The sequence below is a fragment of the Microbacterium sp. 69-10 genome (genome assembly GCF_001897945.1).
In the GTDB taxonomy this organism is placed as follows: Bacteria; Actinomycetota; Actinomycetes; order Actinomycetales; family Microbacteriaceae; genus Microbacterium.
Window position 1 is genome coordinate 20,304 of record NZ_MKRT01000033.1, and the last position, 23,066, is coordinate 43,369.

The 23,066-nt window shown below is 69.7% G+C and carries 21 protein-coding genes; 9 read left to right on the forward strand and 12 right to left on the reverse strand.

Annotation, left to right across the window (positions count from 1 at the left end):
- The 5 genes from BGN97_RS18040 to sdhC all read right to left on the reverse strand — a co-directional run.
- Positions 1-606: YhjD/YihY/BrkB family envelope integrity protein (locus BGN97_RS18040; protein ID WP_292704657.1), on the reverse strand; the 606-nt coding region annotated here is incomplete at its 3' end.
- A gap of 17 nt (positions 607-623) precedes the next feature.
- A complete protein-coding gene (locus BGN97_RS18045; RefSeq protein WP_285636122.1) occupies positions 624-1,382 on the reverse strand; it encodes a succinate dehydrogenase iron-sulfur subunit in 759 nt (252 codons plus the stop codon).
- 2 nt (positions 1,383-1,384) lie between these two features.
- Complete coding sequence (gene sdhA / locus BGN97_RS18050; protein WP_285636119.1) at positions 1,385-3,211, reverse strand: succinate dehydrogenase flavoprotein subunit; 1,827 nt, start codon at positions 3,209-3,211, stop codon at positions 1,385-1,387.
- 21 nt (positions 3,212-3,232) lie between these two features.
- Positions 3,233-3,685, reverse strand: coding sequence for a succinate dehydrogenase hydrophobic membrane anchor subunit (locus tag BGN97_RS18055; protein WP_285636116.1), 453 nt, complete (start codon positions 3,683-3,685; stop codon positions 3,233-3,235).
- A complete protein-coding gene (sdhC, locus tag BGN97_RS18060; RefSeq protein WP_285636113.1) occupies positions 3,685-4,110 on the reverse strand; it encodes a succinate dehydrogenase, cytochrome b556 subunit in 426 nt (141 codons plus the stop codon). The genes BGN97_RS18055 and sdhC overlap by 1 nt, the downstream gene beginning before the upstream one ends.
- Before the next feature lie 155 nt (positions 4,111-4,265).
- Between sdhC and BGN97_RS18065 the strand changes: the two genes are divergently transcribed.
- The 9 genes from BGN97_RS18065 (at position 4,266) to BGN97_RS18105 (ending at position 14,631) form a co-directional block, all read left to right on the forward strand.
- The gene (locus BGN97_RS18065) at positions 4,266-5,378 is read left to right on the forward strand and encodes a mannose-1-phosphate guanylyltransferase (protein WP_292704659.1); all 1,113 of its coding nucleotides are present in this window, start codon (positions 4,266-4,268) and stop codon (positions 5,376-5,378) included.
- 159 nt (positions 5,379-5,537) lie between these two features.
- Entirely contained in the window at positions 5,538-6,656 is a 1,119-nt protein-coding gene (locus BGN97_RS18070; protein WP_292704661.1) for a BMP family ABC transporter substrate-binding protein, read from the forward strand.
- An 82-nt stretch (positions 6,657-6,738) separates the two neighbouring features.
- Complete coding sequence (locus BGN97_RS18075; protein WP_292704662.1) at positions 6,739-8,265, forward strand: ABC transporter ATP-binding protein; 1,527 nt, start codon at positions 6,739-6,741, stop codon at positions 8,263-8,265.
- Complete coding sequence (locus tag BGN97_RS18080) at positions 8,262-9,629, forward strand: ABC transporter permease (RefSeq protein ID WP_292704663.1); 1,368 nt, start codon at positions 8,262-8,264, stop codon at positions 9,627-9,629. Before BGN97_RS18075 ends, BGN97_RS18080 begins: the two co-directional genes overlap by 4 nt.
- Positions 9,626-10,903 (forward strand): ABC transporter permease, encoded by a 1,278-nt coding sequence (locus BGN97_RS18085; RefSeq protein WP_292704664.1) that lies wholly within the window; start codon positions 9,626-9,628, stop codon positions 10,901-10,903. The genes BGN97_RS18080 and BGN97_RS18085 overlap by 4 nt, the downstream gene beginning before the upstream one ends.
- A 42-nt stretch (positions 10,904-10,945) precedes the next feature.
- The gene (locus BGN97_RS18090) at positions 10,946-11,344 is read left to right on the forward strand and encodes a cytidine deaminase (RefSeq protein ID WP_292704665.1); all 399 of its coding nucleotides are present in this window, start codon (positions 10,946-10,948) and stop codon (positions 11,342-11,344) included.
- Positions 11,341-12,633: a thymidine phosphorylase gene (locus BGN97_RS18095; protein ID WP_292704667.1), complete on the forward strand. Its 1,293-nt coding sequence runs from the start codon at positions 11,341-11,343 to the stop codon at positions 12,631-12,633. Before BGN97_RS18090 ends, BGN97_RS18095 begins: the two co-directional genes overlap by 4 nt.
- Before the next feature lie 19 nt (positions 12,634-12,652).
- The gene (locus tag BGN97_RS18100; protein ID WP_292704669.1) at positions 12,653-13,768 is read left to right on the forward strand and encodes an adenosine deaminase; all 1,116 of its coding nucleotides are present in this window, start codon (positions 12,653-12,655) and stop codon (positions 13,766-13,768) included.
- On the forward strand, positions 13,765-14,631 hold the full coding sequence (locus tag BGN97_RS18105) for a carbohydrate kinase family protein (protein WP_292704671.1): 867 nt from the start codon (positions 13,765-13,767) through the stop codon (positions 14,629-14,631). The genes BGN97_RS18100 and BGN97_RS18105 overlap by 4 nt, the downstream gene beginning before the upstream one ends.
- 15 nt (positions 14,632-14,646) lie before the next feature.
- Here the strand turns inward: BGN97_RS18105 and BGN97_RS18110 are convergent, their stop codons facing one another.
- From BGN97_RS18110 to BGN97_RS18140, 7 genes are all read right to left on the reverse strand, one after another.
- A complete protein-coding gene (locus BGN97_RS18110) occupies positions 14,647-15,591 on the reverse strand; it encodes an SDR family oxidoreductase (protein WP_292704673.1) in 945 nt (314 codons plus the stop codon).
- On the reverse strand, positions 15,588-16,556 hold the full coding sequence (locus BGN97_RS18115) for a bile acid:sodium symporter family protein (protein ID WP_292704714.1): 969 nt from the start codon (positions 16,554-16,556) through the stop codon (positions 15,588-15,590). Before BGN97_RS18115 ends, BGN97_RS18110 begins: the two co-directional genes overlap by 4 nt.
- Positions 16,556-17,827 (reverse strand): NAD(P)-binding domain-containing protein, encoded by a 1,272-nt coding sequence (locus BGN97_RS18120; protein ID WP_292704675.1) that lies wholly within the window; start codon positions 17,825-17,827, stop codon positions 16,556-16,558. The genes BGN97_RS18115 and BGN97_RS18120 overlap by 1 nt, the downstream gene beginning before the upstream one ends.
- Before the next feature lie 87 nt (positions 17,828-17,914).
- Entirely contained in the window at positions 17,915-18,634 is a 720-nt protein-coding gene (locus BGN97_RS18125; RefSeq protein WP_292704677.1) for a sulfite exporter TauE/SafE family protein, read from the reverse strand.
- A gap of 43 nt (positions 18,635-18,677) precedes the next feature.
- A complete protein-coding gene (locus tag BGN97_RS18130) occupies positions 18,678-19,838 on the reverse strand; it encodes a mannitol-1-phosphate 5-dehydrogenase (RefSeq protein WP_292704679.1) in 1,161 nt (386 codons plus the stop codon).
- Positions 19,835-21,772 (reverse strand): PTS mannitol transporter subunit IICBA, encoded by a 1,938-nt coding sequence (locus BGN97_RS18135; protein WP_292704681.1) that lies wholly within the window; start codon positions 21,770-21,772, stop codon positions 19,835-19,837. Before BGN97_RS18135 ends, BGN97_RS18130 begins: the two co-directional genes overlap by 4 nt.
- A 111-nt stretch (positions 21,773-21,883) precedes the next feature.
- A partial coding sequence (locus BGN97_RS18140; protein WP_292704683.1) for a putative PEP-binding protein occupies positions 21,884-23,066 on the reverse strand: 1,183 nt, incomplete at its 5' end.

Genomic DNA, 23,066 nt, shown 5'->3' on the forward strand with positions numbered 1-23,066 from the left:
CGACACGGTGCCCCGGATCGTCCCGTTGGGAAGGTCCCAGCCAAGCAGGTCGAGCAGCTGGGTGAGAGCCCACACGCCGAAGACGCTGAGCACGGCGCCCACGATCAGGGCCGCACCGAAGATGAACGCGCCGAGCGCGTCGCGCAGCTTGAGCACCACGAAGCTGCGGGTGTCGAAGGGCAGCCCGAACACGTCGCGAACGGCCCTGCGGGTGAAGGTGACAGCGCCGACGGCGGTCCAGATCGCCACGCCGATCGCGATCAGACCGGTGGCCGCGAACGCCGTGCCCGCGTCCTGGACGATCTCGCGCACCTGGTCGGGCGCGGCGATGCCGTGCTCGCCGATGATCCCGGGCAGATAGCTGTTCGCGACGGCGATCAGCGCATCCACGGCCGAGTCGCTGCCTCCCAGCCAGACGCCCACGGAGGCGAAGCCCACGAAGAGCAGGGCGAACAGCGCGAACAGTCCCTGGTACGCCATGCCCGCCGAGAGCAGGAAGCCGTTCCGTCGCAGGAAGCGCCGCCAGACGCGCACCGGGAACAGCGCGGCGGCTCTGCGGGCGAGAACAGCAGCGCGCCCGGCTGAGTGACTCAGTCGGGCGCGCATGGCTGTGCTGTGGTCTATCAGCGGCCGCCGCGCAGGACGGCCTGCTTGACCTCGGCGATGGCCTTGGTGACCTCGATGCCGCGGGGGCATGCCTCGGTGCAGTTGAAGGTCGTGCGGCAGCGCCACACGCCCTCCTTGTCGTTGAGGATGTCCAGGCGCACGTCGGCCGCGTCATCGCGCGAGTCGAAGATGAAGCGGTGCGCGTTCACGATCGCGGCCGGACCGAAGTACTGCCCGTCGGTCCAGAACACCGGGCACGACGACGTGCACGCCGCGCACAGGATGCACTTGGTGGTGTCGTCGAAGATCTCGCGGTCGGCGATCGTCTGGATGCGCTCCTTGTCCTTCGGGGGAGCGGAGTTGGCGATCAGGAACGGCTGCACCTCGCGGTAGGAGGCGAAGAACGGCTCCATGTCGACGATGAGGTCCTTCTCCAGCGGCAGGCCCTTGATGGCCTCGACGTAGATCGGCTTCGAGATGTCGAGGTCCTTGATCAGCGTCTTGCAGGCCAGGCGGTTGCGGCCGTTGATGCGCATGGCATCCGATCCGCACACGCCGTGAGCGCACGAGCGGCGGAAGGCCAGCGAGCCGTCCACCTCCCACTTGATCTTGTGCAGGGCGTCCAGCACTCGGTCGGTCGAGTACAGCTCGACGTCGTAGTCCACCCAGTGCGGCTCGGCGTCCTTCTCGGGGTCGAAGCGGCGCACGATGAACGTGACGAGGAAGGACTGCACACCCGAATCGTTTGCAGGAGCCTCTGCGACGGCGTTCGACATGCTCAGTACTTCCTCTCCATCGGCGGGTAGTTCAACTCGCCCTTCTCGTTCTTGGTGAAGACCACGGGCTTCCAGTCCAGCCGGATGTGGTCGGCCGGCGTCGACGAGTGGGGGTCGCCGGTCAGGTACGCCATGGTGTGCTTCATGTAGTTCTCGTCGTCGCGCTTCGGGAAGTCGTCGCGCATGTGACCGCCGCGGCTCTCCTCGCGGTTCTGCGCGGCGTAGACGACGACCTCGGCGATGTCGAGCAGGAAGCCCAGCTCGACGGCCTCGAGCAGGTCGGTGTTGAACCGGCGGCCCTTGTCGTCGACGTGCACGTTCTTGTAGCGCTCGCGCAGCTCCTTGATCACGCCCAGCACGTGCTCGAGCGACTCGTGCGTGCGGAAGACCTGCGCGCCCTTGTCCATCTCGTCCTGCAGCTTCTTGCGCAGCACGGCGATGCGCTCGGTGCCCTGGTTGTTGCGCAGGCCGTCGACCATGTCCTTGACGAAGCCGGCGGGGTTCTCCGGCAGCGGCACGAACTCGGCGGTCTTCACGTACTCGACGGCGTTGCGCCCTGCGCGCTTGCCGAACACGTTGATGTCCAGCAGCGAGTTGGTGCCGAGGCGGTTGGAGCCGTGCACCGAGACGCACGCGCACTCGCCGGCGGCGTACAGGCCGGGGACGGTGGTGGTGTTGTCCGCGAGGACCTCGGCGTTGTTGTTGGTCGGGATGCCGCCCATCGCGTAGTGCGCGGTCGGCATGACGGGCACCGGCTCGACGACCGGGTCCACGCCCAGGTAGGTGCGGGCGAACTCGGTGATGTCCGGGAGCTTGGTCTCCAGCACCTCGGCGCCCAGGTGCGTGCAGTCCAGCAGCACGTAGTCCTTGTGGGGCCCCGCGCCGCGTCCCTCGAGCACCTCCTGCACCATGCTGCGCGCTACGATGTCGCGGGGGGCGAGGTCCTTGATGGTGGGGGCGTAGCGCTCCATGAAGCGCTCACCCGAGGCGTTGCGCAGGATCGCGCCCTCTCCGCGCGCGCCCTCGGTCAGCAGGATGCCGAGGCCGGCGAGACCGGTCGGGTGGAACTGGAAGAACTCCAGGTCCTCCAGCGGCAGGCCCTTGCGCCACACGATGCCGACGCCGTCACCGGTGAGGGTGTGCGCGTTGGAGGTGGTCTTGAAGATCTTGCCGAAGCCACCCGTCGCGAAGATGATCGCCTTCGAGTGGAAGACGTGCAGCTCTCCGGTGGCCAGGTCGTACGCCACGACGCCGGCGACCTGCGTGGCCCCCGCGTCGTCCTTGACCGTGATCAGGTCGAGGACGTAGAACTCGTTGAAGAAGTTGATGCCGAGCTTGACGCAGTTCTGGAACAGCGTCTGCAGGATCATGTGACCGGTGCGGTCGGCCGCGTAGCAGGCGCGGCGCACGGCCGCCTTGCCGTGCTCGGAGGTGTGGCCGCCGAAGCGGCGCTGGTCGATCTTGCCCTCGGGCGTGCGGTTGAACGGCAGACCCATGTTCTCCAGGTCGATGACCGCGTCGATGGCTTCCTTGGCCAGGATCTCAGCGGCATCCTGGTCGACGAGGTAGTCGCCGCCCTTGACCGTGTCGTAGGTGTGCCACTCCCAGTTGTCCTCCTCGACGTTGGCGAGCGCCGCAGCCATGCCGCCCTGCGCCGCACCGGTGTGCGAGCGCGTGGGGTACAGCTTGGAGATCACCGCGGTACGGGCGCCGGGCCCGGCCTCGATCGCCGCGCGCATGCCCGCGCCGCCGGCGCCGACGATGACGATGTCGAACTCGTGGTAGTGGATGCCATCGCGGACGACGGATTCGGACGTCTGAGTAGTCACTGTGTGTTCTGCCTTCTCGTCTTACTTGCCCAGGGCCTGGCAGGTCTCCCACATGGCGCCGTTCTCGAGCACGCCGTTGCAGGGGTCGAACGTGAACACCACGAGGGTGCCCAGGATGATCAGGAGCGCCGCGGCCAGGCCGAGGGCCCACACCAGCGCCTTGCGTGCGCCCGCGTGGGTGACGTAGTCGTTCACGATCGTGCGCATGCCGTTGGAGCCGTGGATCAGCGCGAGCCAGAGCATCAGCACGTCCCACCACTGCCAGAAGGGAGTGGCGTACTTGCCTGCGACGAACGCGAAGTCGATGGCGTGGATGCCGCCGCCGACCATCAGGTTCACGAAGAGGTGGCCGAAGATCAGCACGATCAGGAGCACACCGGATCCGCGCATGAACAGCCAGCCGACCTTCTCCAGGTTCATCTTGCGCTGGCGGCGTGCGGCGACGGGGGCGGAAGCGACAGTCTGCGTGGCCATCAGTGAGCCCCTCCGAACGCGAGCATCAGGTGACGAGAGGCGAAGCCGGCCATGAGCACGGCCCACACGCCGATGACGATCCAGAACATCTGGCGCTGGTACTTCGCGCCCTTGGACCAGAAGTCCACCAGGATGATGCGGAGGCCGTTCATCGCGTGGAACACGATGCCGGCGACCAGCACGATCTCGCCGAAGGTCATGATCGGGATCTTGTAGGTGCCGATGACCGCGTTGTACGCCTCGGGCGAGACGCGGATCAGCGCGGTGTCCAGCACGTGCACCAGCAGGAAGAAGAAGATGGCGACTCCGGTGATGCGGTGCAGCACCCAGGACCACATTCCCTCGCGACCCCGGTACAGGGTTCCGCGAGGAGACTTCGAGGTGGTTTCCGATATCGACGGTGTCAAGCGTGTGCTCGTGGACACGTCGTCCTCCCTGCTCGATCGTGACGTCGGGTCCGTGCATCCGGGCACGCCCGACCTCGACCATCCTATTCCTGTCAGAACGCTGGGTGCGACGAAGGGGACCCTTAGCGCGTCGTCCGGCGGGGATCCCAGCGGGCCCCGATAGGTTGGTGGGCATGGGGCGAATCGACGACTTCCACGCAGTGATCCCGGCGGGCGGCATCGGCAGCAGGCTGTGGCCGCTGTCCAGGGCCGACGCCCCGAAGTTCCTGCACGACCTGACCGGATCAGGGCACTCCCTGCTGCGCGACACGTGGGATCGGCTGGAGCCCCTCGCGGGTCCCGATCGGATCGCCGTGGTCACGGGTCGCGCGCACCGCGCGGCGGTGGAGGAGCAGCTCCCGGGCATCCCGGACGCCAACGTCCTGCTCGAATCCGAGCCGCGCGAGTCCGCGGCCGCGATCGGCCTGGCGGCGGCGGTGCTGCACCGCCGGAACCCCGACGTGATCATCGGCTCGTTCAGCGCCGACCACGTCATCCGCGGCACCCAGGTGTTCGAGTGGGCGGTGCAGCAGGCCGTGCAGGTGGCACGGCAGGACTACATCGTCACGATCGGCATCCCGCCGACCGAGCCCTCCGTCGGCTTCGGCTACATCAAGCGCGCCGAGGAGATCGTCGTCGACGGCGCCCCCGAGGCGACCCTCGTCGAGCGGTTCGTCGAGAAGCCTGACCTCGCCACCGCGAAGGAGTACGTCGCGGATCGCGACTACCTGTGGAACGCCGGCATGTTCATCTCCAAGGCGAGCGTGCTGCTGGACGAGCTCTCCGTGAACGAGCCCGAGCTGCACGCCGGACTCCTCGAGCTCGCCGAGGCGTGGGACGACCGCGACCGCCGCGGCCCGGCCGTGGACCGCATCTGGCCGCGGCTGAAGAAGATCGCGATCGACTACGCGGTGGCCGAGCCCGCCGCCGCGCGCGGCCGGCTCGCCGTGATCCCTGGTCATTTCGACTGGGACGACGTGGGCGACTTCGCCTCGCTGACCAAGCTGATCACGCATGGGCGCAAGAACGACCTGGCGGTGCTGGGGCCGAAGGCGCGAGTGCTCTCGGACGCGGCCAGCGGGATCCTGGTCAGTCAGACCTCGCGCGTGATCAGCCTGGTCGGGGTCAAGGACATCGTGGTGGTGGACACTCCGGATGCCCTGCTGGTCACGACCGTTGAGCACGCGCAGCGCGTGAAGGGCGTCGTGGAGTCGCTCAAGCTCACCGGTCGCGGCGACGTGCTCTGACCCCTCCGTGGCTGTCCGCCAAGCGGATCGCGGAGTTCGCATTGCGGATTTGTAACCTTTCGCCAGCACATCCCTGGCGAGTGGTGCGCAGAACCGTAACCGTGGGTAACTTAGATCGATCCGCGATGTCCGCGGGACAGATCTCAGGGGAGGCAAAGAGTGCCCATCTCTACGACCAAGAAGATGCTCGGGGCGGCCCTCGCCACCGGCGTCATCCTCGCTCTCGCCGGCTGCGGCCAGGCGCCGACCGACACGAAGCCCGGCGGGGACAAGCCCGCCGCCAGCAACTTCAAGCCCTGCATCATCTCGGATGACGGCGGCTGGAACGACCGCTCCTTCAACCAGTCGGCCAAGGAGGGGCTGGACAAGATCGTCAAGGAGCTCGGCGTGAAGTCCGTCGAGCTGCAGTCCGACTCGGCCGACCAGTACGGTCCGAACCTCGAGCAGGCGATCAGCCAGGGCTGCAACTACATCGTCACGGTCGGCTTCAAGCTGTCCGCCGATACCATCAAGTCGGCCAAGGCTAACCCGAAGGTCAACTACGCGATCATCGACGACCTCGCCGACGGCGACAGCGACGGCAAGCCGGACGCTCCGAACATCAAGCCCCTGCTGTTCGACACGGTGCAGGCCGCGTACCTCGGCGGATACGCCGCGGCATCCTGGTCGCACGAGGCCGGCGTCGACAAGGTCGGCACCTTCGGCGGTCTGCAGATCCCGCCGGTGACGATCTTCATGGACGGCTTCGTCCAGGGCGTCGCCAAGTACAACGAGGACAAGGGCACCGACGTCAAGTCGGTCGGCTGGGACGCAGACACCCAGAAGGGTCAGATGACGGGTGGCTTCGCGGCCAACGACACCGCCAAGCAGACCGCTCAGTCGATCCTCGACCAGGGCGTCGACGTGCTGCTGCCGGTCGGCGGCCCGATCTACCAGTCGGCCGCCGCTGCCATCACCGCGCAGAACAAGGGCACGCTGCTCATGGGCGTCGACTCCGACCTGGCCGTCTCCGACTCCTCGGTCGCCGACATCACGCTGGTCTCGATCCAGAAGAAGATCGGCGAGGCCGTGTACTCGGCCGTCAAGGACGCTTCCTCGGGCAAGGTCGACACCACGCCGTACATCGGCACGCTGGAGAACGGCGGCGTCGGCCTGTCGTCCTTCCACGACTTCGAGTCGAAGCTGCCGGCCGGCCTCACCGATGAGCTGAAGGCGCTGCAGGAGAAGATCATCTCCGGCGACATCAAGGTCACCTCGGTCTCGTCGCCGAAGGCCTGACGAAACCAACCAGATGCGGCCGGACGGCTGGACCGTCCGGCCGCATCTGTCATGCCACGCAAGTCCTGAGTAGGGTGCAGATATGAAGCTCGAGCTCCGCGGAATCACCAAGCGGTTCGGCAGTCTCGTCGCCAACGACCACATCGATCTGGTGGTCCAGCCCGGGGAGATCCACGCTCTCCTCGGCGAGAACGGCGCGGGCAAGTCCACGCTCATGAACGTCCTGTACGGGCTGTACCAGCCCGATGAGGGTGAGATCCTGCTGGACGACGCCGTCCAGCACTTCGCCGGACCGGGAGACGCCATGGCGGCCGGCATCGGCATGGTGCACCAGCACTTCATGCTGATCCCCGTGTTCACGGTCGCCGAGAACGTGATGCTCGGCCACGAGCGCACCAGGCGCGCCGGCGGCCTCGACACCGGCATCCTGGACATCGCCGAGGCCAGGCAGCACGTCCGCGACGTCGCGGCGCGCTTCGGGTTCGACATCGATCCGGATGCCGTGGTCGAGGATCTCCCCGTGGGCGTGCAGCAGCGGGTCGAGATCATCAAGGCGCTCTCCCGCAACGCCAAGGTGCTCGTCTTCGACGAGCCCACCGCCGTGCTGACCCCGCAGGAGACGGACGAGCTGATGGGCATCATGCGTCAGCTGCGCGATGAGGGCACGGCGATCGTCTTCATCACCCACAAGCTGCGCGAGGTGCGCGAGGTGGCCGACCGGATCACCATCGTGCGTCTGGGCAGGATCGTCGGCGATGCGCTCCCGACCGCGTCCAACACCGAGCTCGCCTCGATGATGGTCGGACGCGCCGTGGAGCTGACCGTGCACAAGAACCCGCCGCAGGTGAAGGAGTCCGGGGGACTCGAGGTGCGCGATCTCACGGTCGCGCTGCCCTCCGGCCAGCTGGCGGTGGACGGCGTGAGCTTCGACGTCCGCCCGGGTGAGGTGCTCGCCATCGCCGGCGTGCAGGGCAACGGTCAGACCGAGCTCGTCGAGGCGCTCGTGGGCCTGCAGACCAAGGGCGTCACCGGGTCCGCCACGCTCAACGGCAGCGAGCTGCTCGACAGCTCGGTGCGCAAGGTGCTCGACGAGGGCGTCGGGTTCGTTCCCGAGGACCGCACCGTCGACGGCCTGGTCGGCTCCTTCTCGGTCGCCGAGAACCTGATGCTCGATCGCTCCTCGGACGGCGCGTTCGTGACCGGCGGCACCATCAGCCGCAGCCGGCTGGACGAGTTCGCCCGCGACCGCATCACCGAGTATGACATCCGCACCCAGGGTCCGCAGACCCCGGCCGGTGCGCTGTCCGGCGGCAACCAGCAGAAGGTGGTCATCGCGCGCGAGCTGAGCCGTGAGCTGACGCTGCTGATCGCATCCCAGCCGACCCGAGGAGTCGACGTCGGCTCCATCGAATTCATCCACAAGCGGATCGTCGAGACCCGCGACTCCGGCATCCCGGTTGTCGTCGTCTCGACCGAGCTGGACGAGGTGGCCGCCCTGGCGGACAAGATCGCGGTGATGTACCGCGGCCGGATCATGGACATCGTCCCGGCCACGACCCCGCGCGACGTGCTCGGCCTGCTGATGGCCGGAGAGAAGGACGCAGCATGAGCGACCAGACCCCCCGTCCCGACCGCCTGCCCTCCGGGCCGACGGCGGCACCCGAGGCCGTCGCGGCGGAGAAGGGCATCAGCTCGGGTGCCGCGGATGCGGCGGCCGCGCAGATCGCCCAGCCCGGACCCGGCGAGCACCCGAAGCAGCCCGAGTCGCGCTCGGCGGTCTTCATGCGCGAGCTGATGCGCGGCAGCGTCGTGACGACGATCCTCGCGATCGTCGCCGGCTTCGTGATCGGCGGCATCCTCATCGCCTTGACCTCTCCGGCGGCCGGCTACTTCTTCGCCCAGCCCGGCGACACGTTCCTCGCCGTCGCCAATGGGTACGGCGCCCTGTTCCAGGGCTCGATCGTCAACTTCAACGCCACCGACTTCGCCGGCTTCATCATGCCGCTGACGAACACGCTGAAGTTCGCGGCGCCGCTGATCATGGCGGGCCTCGGCGTCGGTCTCGCGTTCCGCGTCGGCCTGTTCAACATCGGCGGTCAGGGCCAGATCCTCATCGCGGGCGCGTTCGCGGGCTTCCTGTCCTACCAGCTGCCCTTCGACATGCCCATGTGGCTGCACATCCCGTACTCGATCGTCATCGGCATGATCGGCGGCGCGATCTGGGCGGGCATCGCCGGACTGCTCAAGGCGCGCACCGGCGCGCACGAGGTCATCCTGACGATCATGCTGAACTGGATCGCGCTGTACCTGATCGGGTACCTGGTGCGCACGCCCGGGCTGCAGAAGCCCGGCTCCAACCAGTCGCAGTCGGTCCCGACGCCCGAGTCCGCGCAGTTCCCGCCGCTGCTCGGCCCGCAGTTCCCGGGGCTCACCGTCGGCTTCCTGGTGGCCATCCTGCTCGCCATCGGCGTGTGGTGGCTGATGGAGCGCTCCGGCCTCGGATTCCGGATGCGCGCGGTCGGCGAGAACCCGAGCGCCGCGCGCTCCGCCGGCATCAGCGTCGAGCGGATGTACACCTACGCGATGATCTTCGCGGGTGCTCTCGCCGGAGCGGCCGGCATCAACCAGATCAGCACCGCGACCGTGGACGGCTTCGACAGCACCTTCGACTCCGGGATCGGCTTCGACGCGATCACGGTCGCCCTGCTGGGACGCAGCCGCGCCGGGGGCATCTTCGCCGCGGGTCTCCTGTTCGGCGCGCTGAAGGCCGGTTCGTTCGCGATGTCCGGTCAGGGCATCCCGAAGGAGATCGTGGTCGTCGTGCAGTCGATCATCGTGCTGTTCATCGCCGCGCCGCCGCTGGTGCGCTCGATGTTCTTCCTGCCCAAGAGCGAGGCCGAGCGCGCCGCGAAGGCGAAGGCGAAGGCAGACAAGAAGGCCGCCCGCGCGGCCGCGAAGGAGGTGGCGGCATGACCGCGATCGCCGAGGCACCCGTGGCCCGCACCGTGGTCACGCCCGTCGCCAAGCGACTGCCGATCAGCCTGAGCGTGGCCACGGTGCTGCTGCTCGCGCTGTTCCTGCTCGCCCCGCGTCACGGCACGGCCGTGTTCCGTCTCGACGACGGCACGACCGCGCTGAAGATCCCCGACCAGAGCGTCTCCGCCGACCTGGTGGTGGTGCTGGTCTCGATCCTGCTGGTGCTCCTGAGCGCCTGGTCGTGGATCGCGGCCGTCCGCCGCATCCGGGCCGGTGCATGGGTGCCGATCGTGTTCGCGATCCTCGGCGTGTTCGCCTTCGTCACCTGGGCCGCGGCGGATGCCAACGGCCGGGTGCCCGTGGTGAACATGCTCTACGGTGCGATCTCGCTCGCGGTGCCGCTCGCGTTCGGCGCCCTCGGCGGTGTCGTGGGCGAGCGCGCCGGCGTCGTCAACGTCGCGATCGAGGGGCAGCTGCTGCTCGGCGCCTTCCTCGGCGCCGTGTTCGGCACCCTCGCGCACAACCCCCTGTTCGGTCTGGTGGGCGCGATCATCGGCGGCATGCTGGTGGCGTTCGTGCTCGCCGCGTTCGCGATCAAGTACCTGGTGGAGCAGGTGATCGTCGGCGTCGTGCTGAACGTGCTGGTCAGCGGCCTGACCACGTTCCTGTTCACGATCCTGCTGGTCCCCAACTCCGACACCCTGAACACGACGCCGCAGTTCGGCAAGATCAAGATCCCGCTGCTCAGCGAGATCCCGGTGCTCGGTCCGGTGCTGTTCAACCAGAACCTCATCGTGTACCTGCTCTACATCGCCGTGCCGGTCGTCGCCTTCGGCCTGTACCGCACCCGCTGGGGCCTGCGGCTGCGTGCGGTCGGCGAGTACCCGCGCGCCGCTGACACGGTCGGCATCAAGGTGAACCCGACGCGGTTCTGGAACCTGATGCTCGCCGGCGCGCTGGCCGGCATCGGCGGAGCGTACTTCACGCTGGTGTCGGTGCCGCACTTCAACCGCGACATGACCAACGGTGCGGGCTTCATCGCCCTGGCCGCCGTCATCTTCGGCCGCTGGGACCCGGTGCGCGCGACCCTGGCCGCGCTGCTGTTCGGCTTCGCGACCAACCTGCAGAATACGTTCGGCGCCATCGGCACGCCGGTGCCAGGCGAGTTCCTGCTGATGCTGCCGTACGTCGTCACGCTGATCGCCGTGGTCGGCTTCGTCGGCCAGATCAAGGCCCCCGCGGCCGACGGCAAGCCGTACATCAAATCCTGACGGCACGCCGTTCATCGAGCACTGAGGAGCTGTGAAGAAGTCATGACGGACATCGACTGGGACGACCTGCGTCAGGTCGCGACCGAAGCGATGCAGAAGGCGTATGCGCCCTACTCGCGGTACCGGGTGGGCGCTGCCGCGCTCGTCGACGACGGGCGCGTGGTCGCCGGATGCAACGTCGAGAACGCGTCCTACGGCGTCACCCTGTGCGCGGAGTGCGCACTGGTCGGCGATCTGCACATGTCCGGCGGTGGCAAGCTCGTGGCCTTCGTCTGCGTGAACAACGACGGGCAGACCATCATGCCCTGCGGCCGCTGCCGGCAGCTGCTGTCCGAGCACGCGAGCGCGGAGATGCTGCTGGAGACGGTCTCCGGCATCCGCACGATCGACGAGGTGCTGCCGGACAGGTTCGGCCCCGCCGACCTGGAGATCGTCCGATGAGGGTCGAGCCGTTCGACGCCGTCGACGTCATCCGCGCCAAGCGCGACGGCGGCGCGGTGGCCGAGGCGCCGCTGCGCTGGATGATCGACGCGTACACCCGTGGCTACGTGTCCGACGCCCAGATGGCGTCGTTCGCGATGGCCGTGCTGCAGCGCGGCATGGAGCGCGACGAGATCCGCGTGATGACCGACGCGATGATCGCGACGGGGGAGCGGATGAGCTTCGCCGCCCTCGGCAAGCGCACCGTCGACAAGCACTCCACCGGTGGGGTGGGCGACAAGATCACGCTTCCGCTGGCGCCCCTGGTGGCATCCTTCGGGGTGGCCGTGCCGCAGCTGAGCGGACGGGGCCTCGGCCACACCGGCGGCACGCTTGACAAGCTCGAGTCGATTCCCGGCTGGCGCGCGGCGCTGAGCAACGAGGAGATGTTCGCCCAGATGAAGGGCGACGTGGGAGCGGTGATCTGCGCGGCGGGCTCCGGCCTCGCCCCCGCGGACAAGAAGCTGTACGCGCTGCGCGACGTCACCGGCACGGTCGAGGCGATCCCGCTGATCGCGTCGAGCATCATGTCGAAGAAGATCGCCGAGGGGACGGATGCCCTGGTGCTGGACGTGAAGTTCGGCAACGGCGCGTTCATGCAGGACATCGACCGCGCCCGCGAGCTGGCCCGCACGATGGTCGCCCTCGGCACCGACTCCGGCGTGGCCACCACGGCGCTGCTGACCGACATGGACACCCCGCTCGGCCTTGCGATCGGCAACGCCAACGAGGTGCGCGAGTCCGTCGAGATCCTCGCCGGCGGCGGTCCCGCCGACGTGCGCGAGCTGACGCTCGCCCTGGCCAGGGAGATGCTCGCCCTGGCGGGGCAGCCGGATGCCGACGTGGAGAAGGCCCTCGACGACGGACGTGCGATGGACTCCTGGAAGGCCATGATCCGCGCGCAGGACGGGGACCCCGACGCGGCGCTGCCCACCGCGCGGGAGACCCATGTGGTGCGTGCCGCCGTCGACGGCGTCGTGACCCGGATGGACGCGCTGCCCTTCGGGATCGCCGCCTGGCGTCTGGGCGCGGGGCGCGCCCGCGCGGAGGATCCGGTGATCCATGCCGCCGGCATCGATCTGGCCGTCAAGCCCGGCGACCGCGTGACGGCGGGCCAGACCCTGTTCACGCTCTCAGCCGACGACGACGCCCGCTTCGCCCGCGCGCTGCAGGCGCTCGACGGCGCCTACGAGGTCGGCCAGACGGCCCCCGCCTCGCAGCCCATCGTGCGCGAGCGCATCACCGCCTGACCCCCACGGAGAGACTTCGATGACCATCGACCAGAACGGCGATCTGACGGTGCAGGGCCGGTCCCTGCGGGCGCTGCCGAAGGTGTCGCTGCACGACCACCTCGACGGGGGCGTGCGCATCGGCACCATCCTCGAGCTCGCGGACGAGGCGGGGGTCGCGGCTCCCGCGACCGACGCCAAGGGCCTGCGGCGCTGGTTCGACCAGCAGTGCGGCACGGGCTCGCTGCCCCAGTACCTGAAGACCTTCGACCTGGTCACCCCGGTGCTGCAGACCGAGCGCGCGCTGACCCGCGTCGCCCGGGAGTTCGTCGCCGACCTCGCCGCGGACGGCGTCGTGTACGGCGAGGTGCGCTGGGCCCCTGAGCAGCACCTGGCAGGCGGTCTGAGCCTGGACGCCGCCGTGCAGGCGGTGCAGGCCGGCATCGAGCAGGGCGAGGACGACGCGGATGCCGCAGGCCGCAGCATCCGCGTCGGTCAGATCCTCTCCGCCATGCGGCAGGAGGGGCGGACCCGCGAGATCGCCGAGCTGGCGGTGCGCTTCCGCGAGCGCGGCGTCGTCGCCTTCGACATCGCCGGTCCCGAGGACGGGTTCCCCGCGTCGCGTCACCGCGAGGCCTTCGACTACCTGGCATCCGAGTTCATGCCGGTCACGGTGCACGCCGGTGAGGCGGCGGGCCCCGGCTCCATCCGCTCGGCGCTCATCGACGGGCGCGCGCTGCGGCTGGGCCACGGAGTGCGCATCGCAGAGGACCTGCAGATCGTCGAGCGCGAGGGCGACGACGTGCAGGTGCAGTTCGGCGATCTGGCGCGCTGGGTGCGCGACCGCGAGATCCCGCTGGAGCTCTCGCCGTCGTCGAACCTGCAGACCGGCGCGATCGCGCCGTGGGGCGACGAGTTCGCCGACCACCCCTTCGACCTGCTGTACCAGCTGGGCTTCTCCGTGACGGTCAACACCGACAACCGCACGATGAGCGGCACGTCGCTCACGCGCGAGCTGGCGCTCCTCGTCGACGCGTTCGACTACGACCTGGACGACCTGGAGGAGTTCCAGTTCAACGCCGCGTCCGCCGCGTTCCTCCCGGTCGAGGAGCGCGAGGAGCTGGTGGAGATGATCGGCGAGGGATTCGAGCGTTGAGCGCCGCCGTGAGTTCCGTGTTCATCGCCGGCCCCGCCTCCTGGAACCAGCTGGTCGTGCTGGACCGGCTGCCCGAGCCCGTGCCGCACATGCAGTTCGCCGAGGACTCCTGGGAGACCCTCGGCGGCACGAGTGCGGGCAAGGCGCTCAGCCTCACGGCGCTCGGGCGCGAGACGCTGCTGTACGCCGTCACGGCGGAGGATGAGCCGGGGCGTCGCGTGCGGGAGGCACTGGAGCGGGCCGGTGTCGCGACGCGGTGGGCGGACTCGCCGACCACCGAGCGGCATCTGAACCTGATGACCAGGACGGGGGAGCGGGTCTCGCTCTATCTGTCCGGCGCCGCCGCGACCGACGGCGCCGGGGACGCCGCGATCGAGACCGAGATGGCCGCCGCCGAGGCGATCGTCCTGGACCTCGCCGCGGAGCCGCTGCGCCTCCTTCCTCTCGCGCAGCGCACGGGTCGCCCGATCTGGGTGGACGTGCACGACTACGACGGCGAGGCGGAGTTCCACCGGCCGTTCCTCGCGGCGGCGGATGCGGTGTTCTGCAACGCCGACCGCCTGGACGATCCCGTCGCCTTCCTGCGGTCGCGCATCGGCGCAGGAGCGACGCTCGCCGTGTGCACGCTCGGCGCGGAGGGCGCCGTCGCGGTCGACGCCGAGGGAGAGGTCCATCGGGTCGCGGCGGTGCCGGTCGAGGTCGTCGACACCAACGGCGCCGGTGACGCGTTCCTCGCCGGTGTGCTGGATGCCGTGCTGCACGGCGCGGCGGTGCCCGGCGCCCTCGCGGCCGGTGCCCGCTCGGCATCCGCCGTGCTGCGCTCCCGCCACCTGCATCCGCTGCTGGACCCGATCCTGGCCTGAACCCGGGCTCCCGCGTCAGCGCGCGACGCCGGGATGCGTGCGCAGATACTCCTCGAACGCCTCCCGCGAGCTGCGGGCAGGCGTGTAGCCGAACTCCTGCTTCAGGCGCCGATTCGCCAGCACCGGCCGGTGGCGCAGGAAGCGCACCTTCTCCGGACCGTGCTCGGTCAGCCGGAGGGCGTGCCCGACCGCGAGCGCGGCACCCAGCACCCAGGCGGGGACGCTCAGCATCCGCTTTCCGAGTCGCGCGGCGATCTCCGGGACCGTCATGCGGCCGTCGCCGGCGACGTTGAAGACACCGGCCGGGCCGTCGGTCGCGGCTCGCACCATGGCGCCCGCGACGTCGTCGACCCACACGAACACGAAGGGCGAGTCGGAGCCGGCCACGCGCAGCAGCCGCCTGCCGTCCCACAGCGCGGTGATCTGGTTGCGCACGGTGGGACCCAGGATCGTCCCGATCCGGAAGATCACCTGCTCGAGCTCCGGATGCTCGGCCCGCGCTCCCGCGAGCATCTCCTCCACGATCCGCTTGTGCCGCGAGTAGGGGAACTCGTCGTTGCCGCGAACGGGGTCGCCCTCGTCGAGCCACTCGGGATTGTCTGCGTGATACCCGTAGGCCGCGCCCGAGCTGGAGACCACGAGGCGGCGCACGCCGGCGTCGAGGCAGGCATCCAGCACGTTCCGGCTGCCGTCGACGTCGACGCGATACTCCAGGGCGACGTCGCGCCCCGGGTTCACGATGGCGGCCAGGTGCACGACCGTGTCGATGCGATGGCGCCGCAGCACGGGCGCGATGCCCGCGGCATCCGTCACGTCGACGCGCTCGGAGACCACCCCGGGAACGGCGGAGTCGCGCAGGTCGCCGCTGACGACGACCTCCACCGACGGATGCTCTGCGAGCAGCGCAGTGACGTGCGAGCCGAGGAATCCGGCGCCGCCGGTGACCAGCACCCGGCTCACGCGGCGGCCGCCTCGGCGGCATCCGACTCCGCGGCGTGCCGAGAGGCGTCTCCGCGCGCCGATCCGGTGCGGCGCCTGGTGTGCATCGCCCAGAGCCCGGCCAGCGCGAGTCCGGCGATGATGTCCCACACGCCCCACCAGCCCGCGACCACCGCCATGCCCCCGAGCCCGTTGAAGAACGCGAAGATCAGGCCCAGACCGAGCCCGGAGTTGCGGATGCCGACCTCGAAGGTCATGGCCTTGCGCTCCGGCGTGCCGAGGCCCCCGACCGCGGCGGTGGAGTAGCCGATCGCCAGCGCCACCGCGTCGTGGATCGCCACCACGATCAGCACGGTGCCGATCACGCTGAGGAACACCGCCCAGTTGCCCGCGAGCGCCCCGACGATGAACCCGACCAGCGCGATCAGGCTGAACCAGCGCACGAACGGCTGCACGTGCTGCGCGAAGCGCGGCAGGCGCGCACGGAGCAGCAGTCCGGCCGCGAACGGCAGCCCGATGATCAGCACGATCTCCAGCAGCATCTTCCACGGGTCCAGCGCGACCGCATGCAGCAGGGTGCGGGCGGTCGGATGCAGCGAGCCCCAGAAGGCGATGCTGAGCGGCATAGCCACGATGTAGATGAGGTTGCCCACCGCGGTCAGCGACACCGACAGCGCCACGTTGCCGCCGGAGCGGTGCGTGAGCACCTGCGAGATGTTGCCGGGCGGGCAGCAGGCCACCAGGATCATGCCGAGCGCCATCGACGCGCTCACCGGCAGGATCAGCGTCAGCCCGAACGTGACCGCCGGCAGCACCAGCAGCTGCGCCAGGATCGCGATCACGAACGGCCGCGGATGCCGCAGGACGACCGTGAAATCGCCGGGCTTCGTGTCCAGGGCGATGCCGAACATGATCAGCCCGAGCACGACGTTCAGGATCATCAGCGTGCCGGGCGTGAAATTGAGGGTCAGCTGGTCGAAGTCCATCACGCCTCCAGGCTGCGGGTGGCGGCGCGCACCGCGGAGCGGTAGGCGTCCTTGTTGACGTAGTACGACATCCTGTCCAGGCCCAGATAGCGGTAGCCGCCGGTGGTGTCCGGCCACGGCTGCCCTCCGACGCGGGCACGGAAGGCTGCGGCGCGCTCCTCGTCCGCCGCGAGGTAGGCGGCGAGCATGCGCGCCTGCTCGAACCGGCCCTGCCAGCCGATGCCGGATGCCTCGATCATGCCGATGACGTACAGCCCGTTGAAGGAGGCGGGGAAGACGTTCAGGAAGAGCTTCGGCGAGGCCTGCTCCCAGTGCAGGTGCTCGCGGTCGACGAACGGGTAGTCCAGCGTGTAGCCGGTGGCCAGCAGGATCAGGTCGTACTCGCCCGACGAGCCGTCGCGGAAGTGCACCGTGAGCCCGTCGAAGCGGTCGACATCCGCACGGACGTGCAGATCCCCCTGCCCCAGGTGATTCAGCACCAGGGTGTTCACGATCGGGTGCGACTCGTAGATGCGGTAGTCGGGCTTCGGGAATCCGAACCGCACCGGATCGCCCGTGAAGGCCTTCAGCACCCGCGTGTCGATGAACTGCTTGAGCCGCGCCGGAAGCGGGCGGCCCTGGTTGAGCGTGTCGCTGGGCCTGCCGAAGATGTACCGCGGCACGAAGTAGTAGCCGCGGCGCACGCTCATGTCGACGGAGGCCGCGTGGTGCACTCCGTCCACGGCGATGTCGCAGCCGGAGTTTCCTGCGCCGATGATCAGCACGCGCTTCCCGGTCAGCTGCCCGGCGCGCTTGTACGCGCTGGTGTGCATGATCTCGCCGGTGAACTCCCCGGGGAACGAGGGGATGTGCGGCTCGGCGAGCGTGCCGTTGGCGAGGATCACACCGTCGTAGCGGCGCGGCTCGAGCCCCTCGGCGTGCAGCATCCACCCGCCGTCGGCGCCGTGCTCGAGCCGGGTGACCCTGGTGTCGAAGCGGAACAGGTCGCGCAGCCCGAACGCGTCCGCGAAGGAGTCGAAGTACGCTTTCAACGCGCGATGGCCGGGGTAGTCGACGTCCGAGTCCATCGGGAACTCGGCGAACTCGGTGGTCGTGCGCGAGGAGATCAGGTGCGCGGACTCGTACATCGTGCTGCGCGGGTTGTCGATGTCCCAGAGCCCGCCGACGCCGGAGGACGCCTCGTAGCCGTCGACGTCGATGCCGCGCAGCTGCAGGGCCCGGGCGGCGGACAGGCCGGAGGGGCCGGCGCCGATGACGGCGTATCGCTTCATTTCACTCCCGCACGGCGTCGTGCTCGATCGATCATCCCCCCGGTTCCTTGATCGTAGCGGTGGGAGAGCGCTTCCTGGAACCGGGGATCAGGCGAACAGAGACGCGGTCGCACGTCCCAGCACGACGAGCGTCCCCGCCCATGCGCACAGCAGCATCACCCGTCGCGCCAGGGCCAGCGGCACTCGCCGTGCGGCGAACGCCCCGAGGATCATCCCCGCCGCCGTGCAGGCGGCGAGGATCGCCAGATCGGGAAGCGGCGTCGACGGCAGTCCCCGCAGGGCCACCGAGACCGCGCCGTAGCCGAGGAAGACGATCTGCGCGCTCGCCGCGAAGCGCCGCTGCGGCCAGTCGTCGCCCAGCGCGAAGGAGGCGAGCGCGGGTCCGGAGAGCCCGCTGGAGGCATGCATGAAGCCTGCGAGCGCACCCGCGCCGATCGCCCCGGGGCGTCCGCGCACGTGACGCGCGACCGGACCGAGCCACTGGACGCTGAGCGCCAGCACGCCCATCGCGCCGATGAGGAAGAGCAGCGCCGTCTGCGGGAGCGCTGCCGCCGTCAGCGCGCCGAGGGGAGCGGCGACCAGCCCCGCCCCCAGCAGCCACAGCGTTCGTGGCCAGTCCACGTCCCGCCACGCGCTCGGCACGGCGAACAGCGAGGCGATCACGGCCAGCAGCACCGCGATCGTCACCCCCTCGACGGGCCCGTAGACGAGCACGATCGGGCCGATCAGCACCAGGACGAACGCCAGCCCCGTGACGCGCTGGATGACGGCCGCGACGATCGCCACGAGCGCGGTGAGCACGAGCATGGGACTCCCTGAGGGCGGCGCGGGCGGCGCGCCCTCAGAGAGCCTAGACGGTTCCGGCGACGGCTGCCGCGCGGGCGGCGAAGGCGTCCTGCACCGCGGGGAGGAGCGGATGCTGCTCCTCCAGCCCGGTCACCTCGAGGGCGAGCAGCCCGGGCTCCTCGGCCCGCAGACGTCGCTGAAGCTCGACCGACTGCTCGTCGGCGGGATCGTCGAAGGCGAGGGCCGCGGCGATCGCGACCAGCAGCGCCTCCGCGCTCAGCCCCGCCTCGACGGCCTCCGCCGCCGGGCCGATGAACCGCTCGTGTCGGGACAGCTTCCGCAGCGGCTGCCGGCCCACCCGCCAGACGGTGTCGGGCAGGGCCGGGTTGGCGAAGCGGCGCAGGATCGTCGAGCGGTACTCGGCGAGCTCGGCGGGATCCAGGCCGTGCTTGACCGCCAGCAGCGCCGAGGTCTCCTCGAGCGCGGCGGCCACGCGTTCGCGGATGCCGGGATCGGCAAGGGCATCGGCGATGCGCTCGTAGCCCGCCTGCGCGCCGAGGTACGCCGTCGCGGCGTGCCCCGTGTTCACGGTGAACAGCTTGCGCTCGATGTAGGGAGCGAGATCGTCGACGAAGTGCGCTCCCGGGATGCGAGGCGGGTTCGCACCGAACGGACCGCGTTCGATCGCCCACTCGAAGAAGGGCTCCACGGTCACATCGATCCCGGCGCCCTCGGGCTGCCCCGGCACGATGCGGTCGACGGCGGTGTTCGCGAACACCGCCCGGCCGGCGAGGGCCCCCCAGTCCTCGCCCGCGCGCGCGATGATCTCCTGCCTCAGCAGGTCGGTGGCCCCGATCGCGTTCTCGCACGCCATCACCTGCAGCGGAGCCGCCTGCGCGTCCCGACGCCGCAGGGCGTCGAGGATGGGCGCGGCGACGAACCGCAGCACGGTCGGCCCGACGGCGGTGGTCACGACATCGGCATCCGCGATCTCGGCGATCAGGCCCTCGGGGTCCTCAGCGCTGTTGATCGCGCGGAAGCCGGTGACCACGGTGTCGGCGCCGCCGTCGCCCACCTCGTGCACCGTGTACTCGTCGGCCGCGTTGATCGCGTCGACCAGGGCGGCGGCGACGTCGGAGAAGACCAGTTCGTACCCGCCCTGGTGCAGCAGCAGGCCTACGAAGCCCCGGCCGATGTTGCCGGCGCCGAAGTGGACGGCCTTCATGCCTCGTTCACCGCCGACAGCAGCGCGAAGAGCTCCTCGGGCGTCGCCGCGGCGTTGAGCGCGGCCACGTCGTCCTCGTCGGAGAACAGCTCGGCGATGCTGGAGAGGATCTGCAGGTGCGCACCGTCCTTGCCCGCGATGCCGATCACGAACGTGGCGCGGTCGCCGTCCCAGTCCACTCCACCGTCGTAGCGGACCACGCTGAGCGCGGAGCCGAGCACGGCGTCCTTCGCCTCGTTGGTGCCGTGCGGGATCGCCAGCCCGTTGCCCATGAAGGTCGACACCGACTTCTCTCGGTCGTGCATGGCCTGCAGGTAGTCGGGCGTGACGGCGCCGGCGGCCACCAGCACGTCCGCGGCCTCCTTCAGCGCTTCGTCGCGGGTGGCGGATCCGGGGTGGATGCGCACGCGGTCGGCGGTGAGGACGGCGGGCGCGCCGGGTTCGGTCTGCGCGTCGGATGCTGCCGCAGGCTGTGCCGCGGCGCCCTCTGCGCCTTGCGAGCGCACCAGCTCCACGACCTCGTCGTACTTAGGCGAGTTCATGAAGTTGTCGACGGAGACGTGCATGGAGTCCGGCGACTGCGCCCTGGCGCGGTCGGTCAGCTGCTGTTGGGTGATCACCAGGTCGGCGGTGCCATCGAGGTTGGCGATCGCCTGGTTGACGACGGTCACGCCGGTGATCCCGGCCTGCTTGATCTTGTTGCGCAGCACGCTCGCGCCCATTGCGGAGGAGCCCATGCCCGCGTCGCAGGCGAACACGATGCTCTCCACCGGGCGGGTGAGCGTCGCGGTTCCGACACCCCCCAGCGTGCCCAGCACACTGGACTTCTTGCCCTTGTTGGCCTCGGTCTGCGCGATCGCGGCGGTGAAGGCGGCATCCCCGCCCTCGGCGGCCAGGTCTCGACGCCGGCTGGCGAGCAGGATCGGCATGCAGACGATGAAGGTCACCGCCGCCGCGAGGATCACCGACAGCAGCACGCCGACGTGGCTTCCCGGAGCGATCTGGAACAGCACGGCGAAGATCGAGCCGGGGGCGGCGGGGGCGACCAGGCCGGACTGGAAGATCACGTTGGTCAGCACCCCCGTGGCGCCCCCGGCGATCAGCCCGATGATCAGTGTGGGCTTGGCCAGCACGTAGGGGAAGTAGACCTCGTGGATTCCGCCGAGGAACTGGATGATGGCTGCTCCCGGCGCGGTGGCGCGAGCAGCACCCACACCGAACACAGTGATCGCCATCAGGAGACCGAGGCCCGGCCCGGGGTTCGCCTCGATCAGGAACAGCAGGCTCTTGCCGGTCTGCGAGGACTGCTCGGTGCCCAGCGGTGTGAACACGCCGTGGTTGATGGCATTGTTCAGGAACAGCACCTTCGCCGGCTCGACGATGATGCTCGCCAGCGGCAGCAGGTGCGTCTCGACCAGCCAGCCCACGGCACCGCCGAGGATGTCGGTGACCCACTTCATGAGGGGCGCCAGCCAGAAGAACGCCGCCAGCGAGGCGAAGAAGGCTACGAAGCCCGCCGAAAAGTTGTCCACGAGCATCTCGAAGCCCGGCTTGATCTTGCCCTGCCACGGCTTCTCGACCCACTTCAGGATGAGCGCCGTGAGGGGGCCCGCGATCATGGCGCCCAGGAACATCACGGTGCCTTCGGCTCCGATGATCACGCCGAAGGCTGCGACCGCTCCGACCACGCCGCCGCGGTGCCCATGCACCATGCGTCCGCCGGTGAAGGCGATCAGCAGGGGCAGCAGGTAGTTGATGATCGGGCCGACCAGGCCCGTGTAGTCGACGTCACCGATGGTGCCTCCACCGAGGATCGCGGAGTTCGCCCAGCGCCATGCCTCGATGGGGCCGTCGTTGCCGACCCAGCCCTTGTCGATGAACAGGGCAGTGATGATGCCCCAGGCGATGAAGGCGGCGATATTCGGCATGATCATGCCGGACAGGAATGTGCCGAATCTCTGCACGCGAACGCGGGCTCCGCCCGAGGTCGTTGCGGGTGACGTCGTCGTCATGGTGAGTTCTCTTTCTGATATCGGGTGAGCGGGTCAGTGAGCGGATGCCGCCGACTTGGCTGCGGCGCGGGCGCCGGCGGCGTCGTCCGCCAGGAGAGCGGAGGCCGCGATGCGTCGCGCGTCCTCGAGGGTGTGCTGCGAGATCGAGCGGCGCACGTCGGAGAGCGCGGACGGCGCCATCGACAGGCTCGTCGCACCCAGGCCGACGAGCACCACGGCCAGCAGCGGATCCGCGGCGGCCTCGCCGCAGATGCCGACGGGCTTGCCCAGACGGGCGCCGGCTTCGCCGACCTCGCGGACCAGGCGCAGCACCGCGGGGTGCCAGGGGTCCTGGAACCCCGCCACCGATCCGAGCAGCCGATCGGCGGCCATCGTGTACTGGGTGAGGTCGTTGGTGCCGATGGAGGCGAAGTCCGCATGCGCGAGGACCCGGTCGGCCAGGAGCGCGCTCGCCGGCACCTCCACCATCACACCCGCGGTCTTCAGGCCGAACTCCTTGGCCAGCGTAGTGAAGTACGCGGTCTCCTCGACGGTGGTCACCATGGGCGCCATCACCCAGAGGTCGGCCGCGGTCGCGGCATCCGCCTCGGCCAGCGCCGTCAGCTGCTCGCGCAGGATGTCCTCGCTGGCACGCAGCGCCCGGAGCCCCCGCAGTCCGAGGGCCGGGTTCTCCTCGTGCGCGTCGTTGAGGAACGCCAGCGGCTTGTCGGCACCGGCGTCCAGCAGCCGAACCACGACCTTCCGGCCCTCGAAAGCGCCCAGCAGTTCGACGTACGCGGCGCGCTGCTGCTCGATGGTCGGAGCCTGCGAGGCCCCGAGGAAGAGGAACTCGGTGCGGAACAGCCCGACGCCCTCCGCGCCGCGCGCCACGGCGTCGGCGGCGTCGGCCGGCTTTCCGAGATTGGCCAGCAGGCTGATCGGGGTGCCGTCGGCGAGAGCACCGGGGCCGGCGGGCCGGGCGTCCTCGGCGGCGCGCGAGGCGATCCGCTCGGCGACCGCGGCGAGCTCCTCGGAGGTGGGGGAGTCGTTCACGGTGCCGGCCGCCGCATCGACGATGACCGTCGTGCCGTCGGCGAGAGCGACTGCATCCGCGGCGCCGACGATCGCGACGATGCCCTTCTCCCTGGCCAGGATGGCCGTGTGCGAGGTAGGGCCTCCGTCGGAGGTGACCAGCGCCAGCACCTGGTCCAGCTTCAGCAGCGCCGTGTCGGCGGGG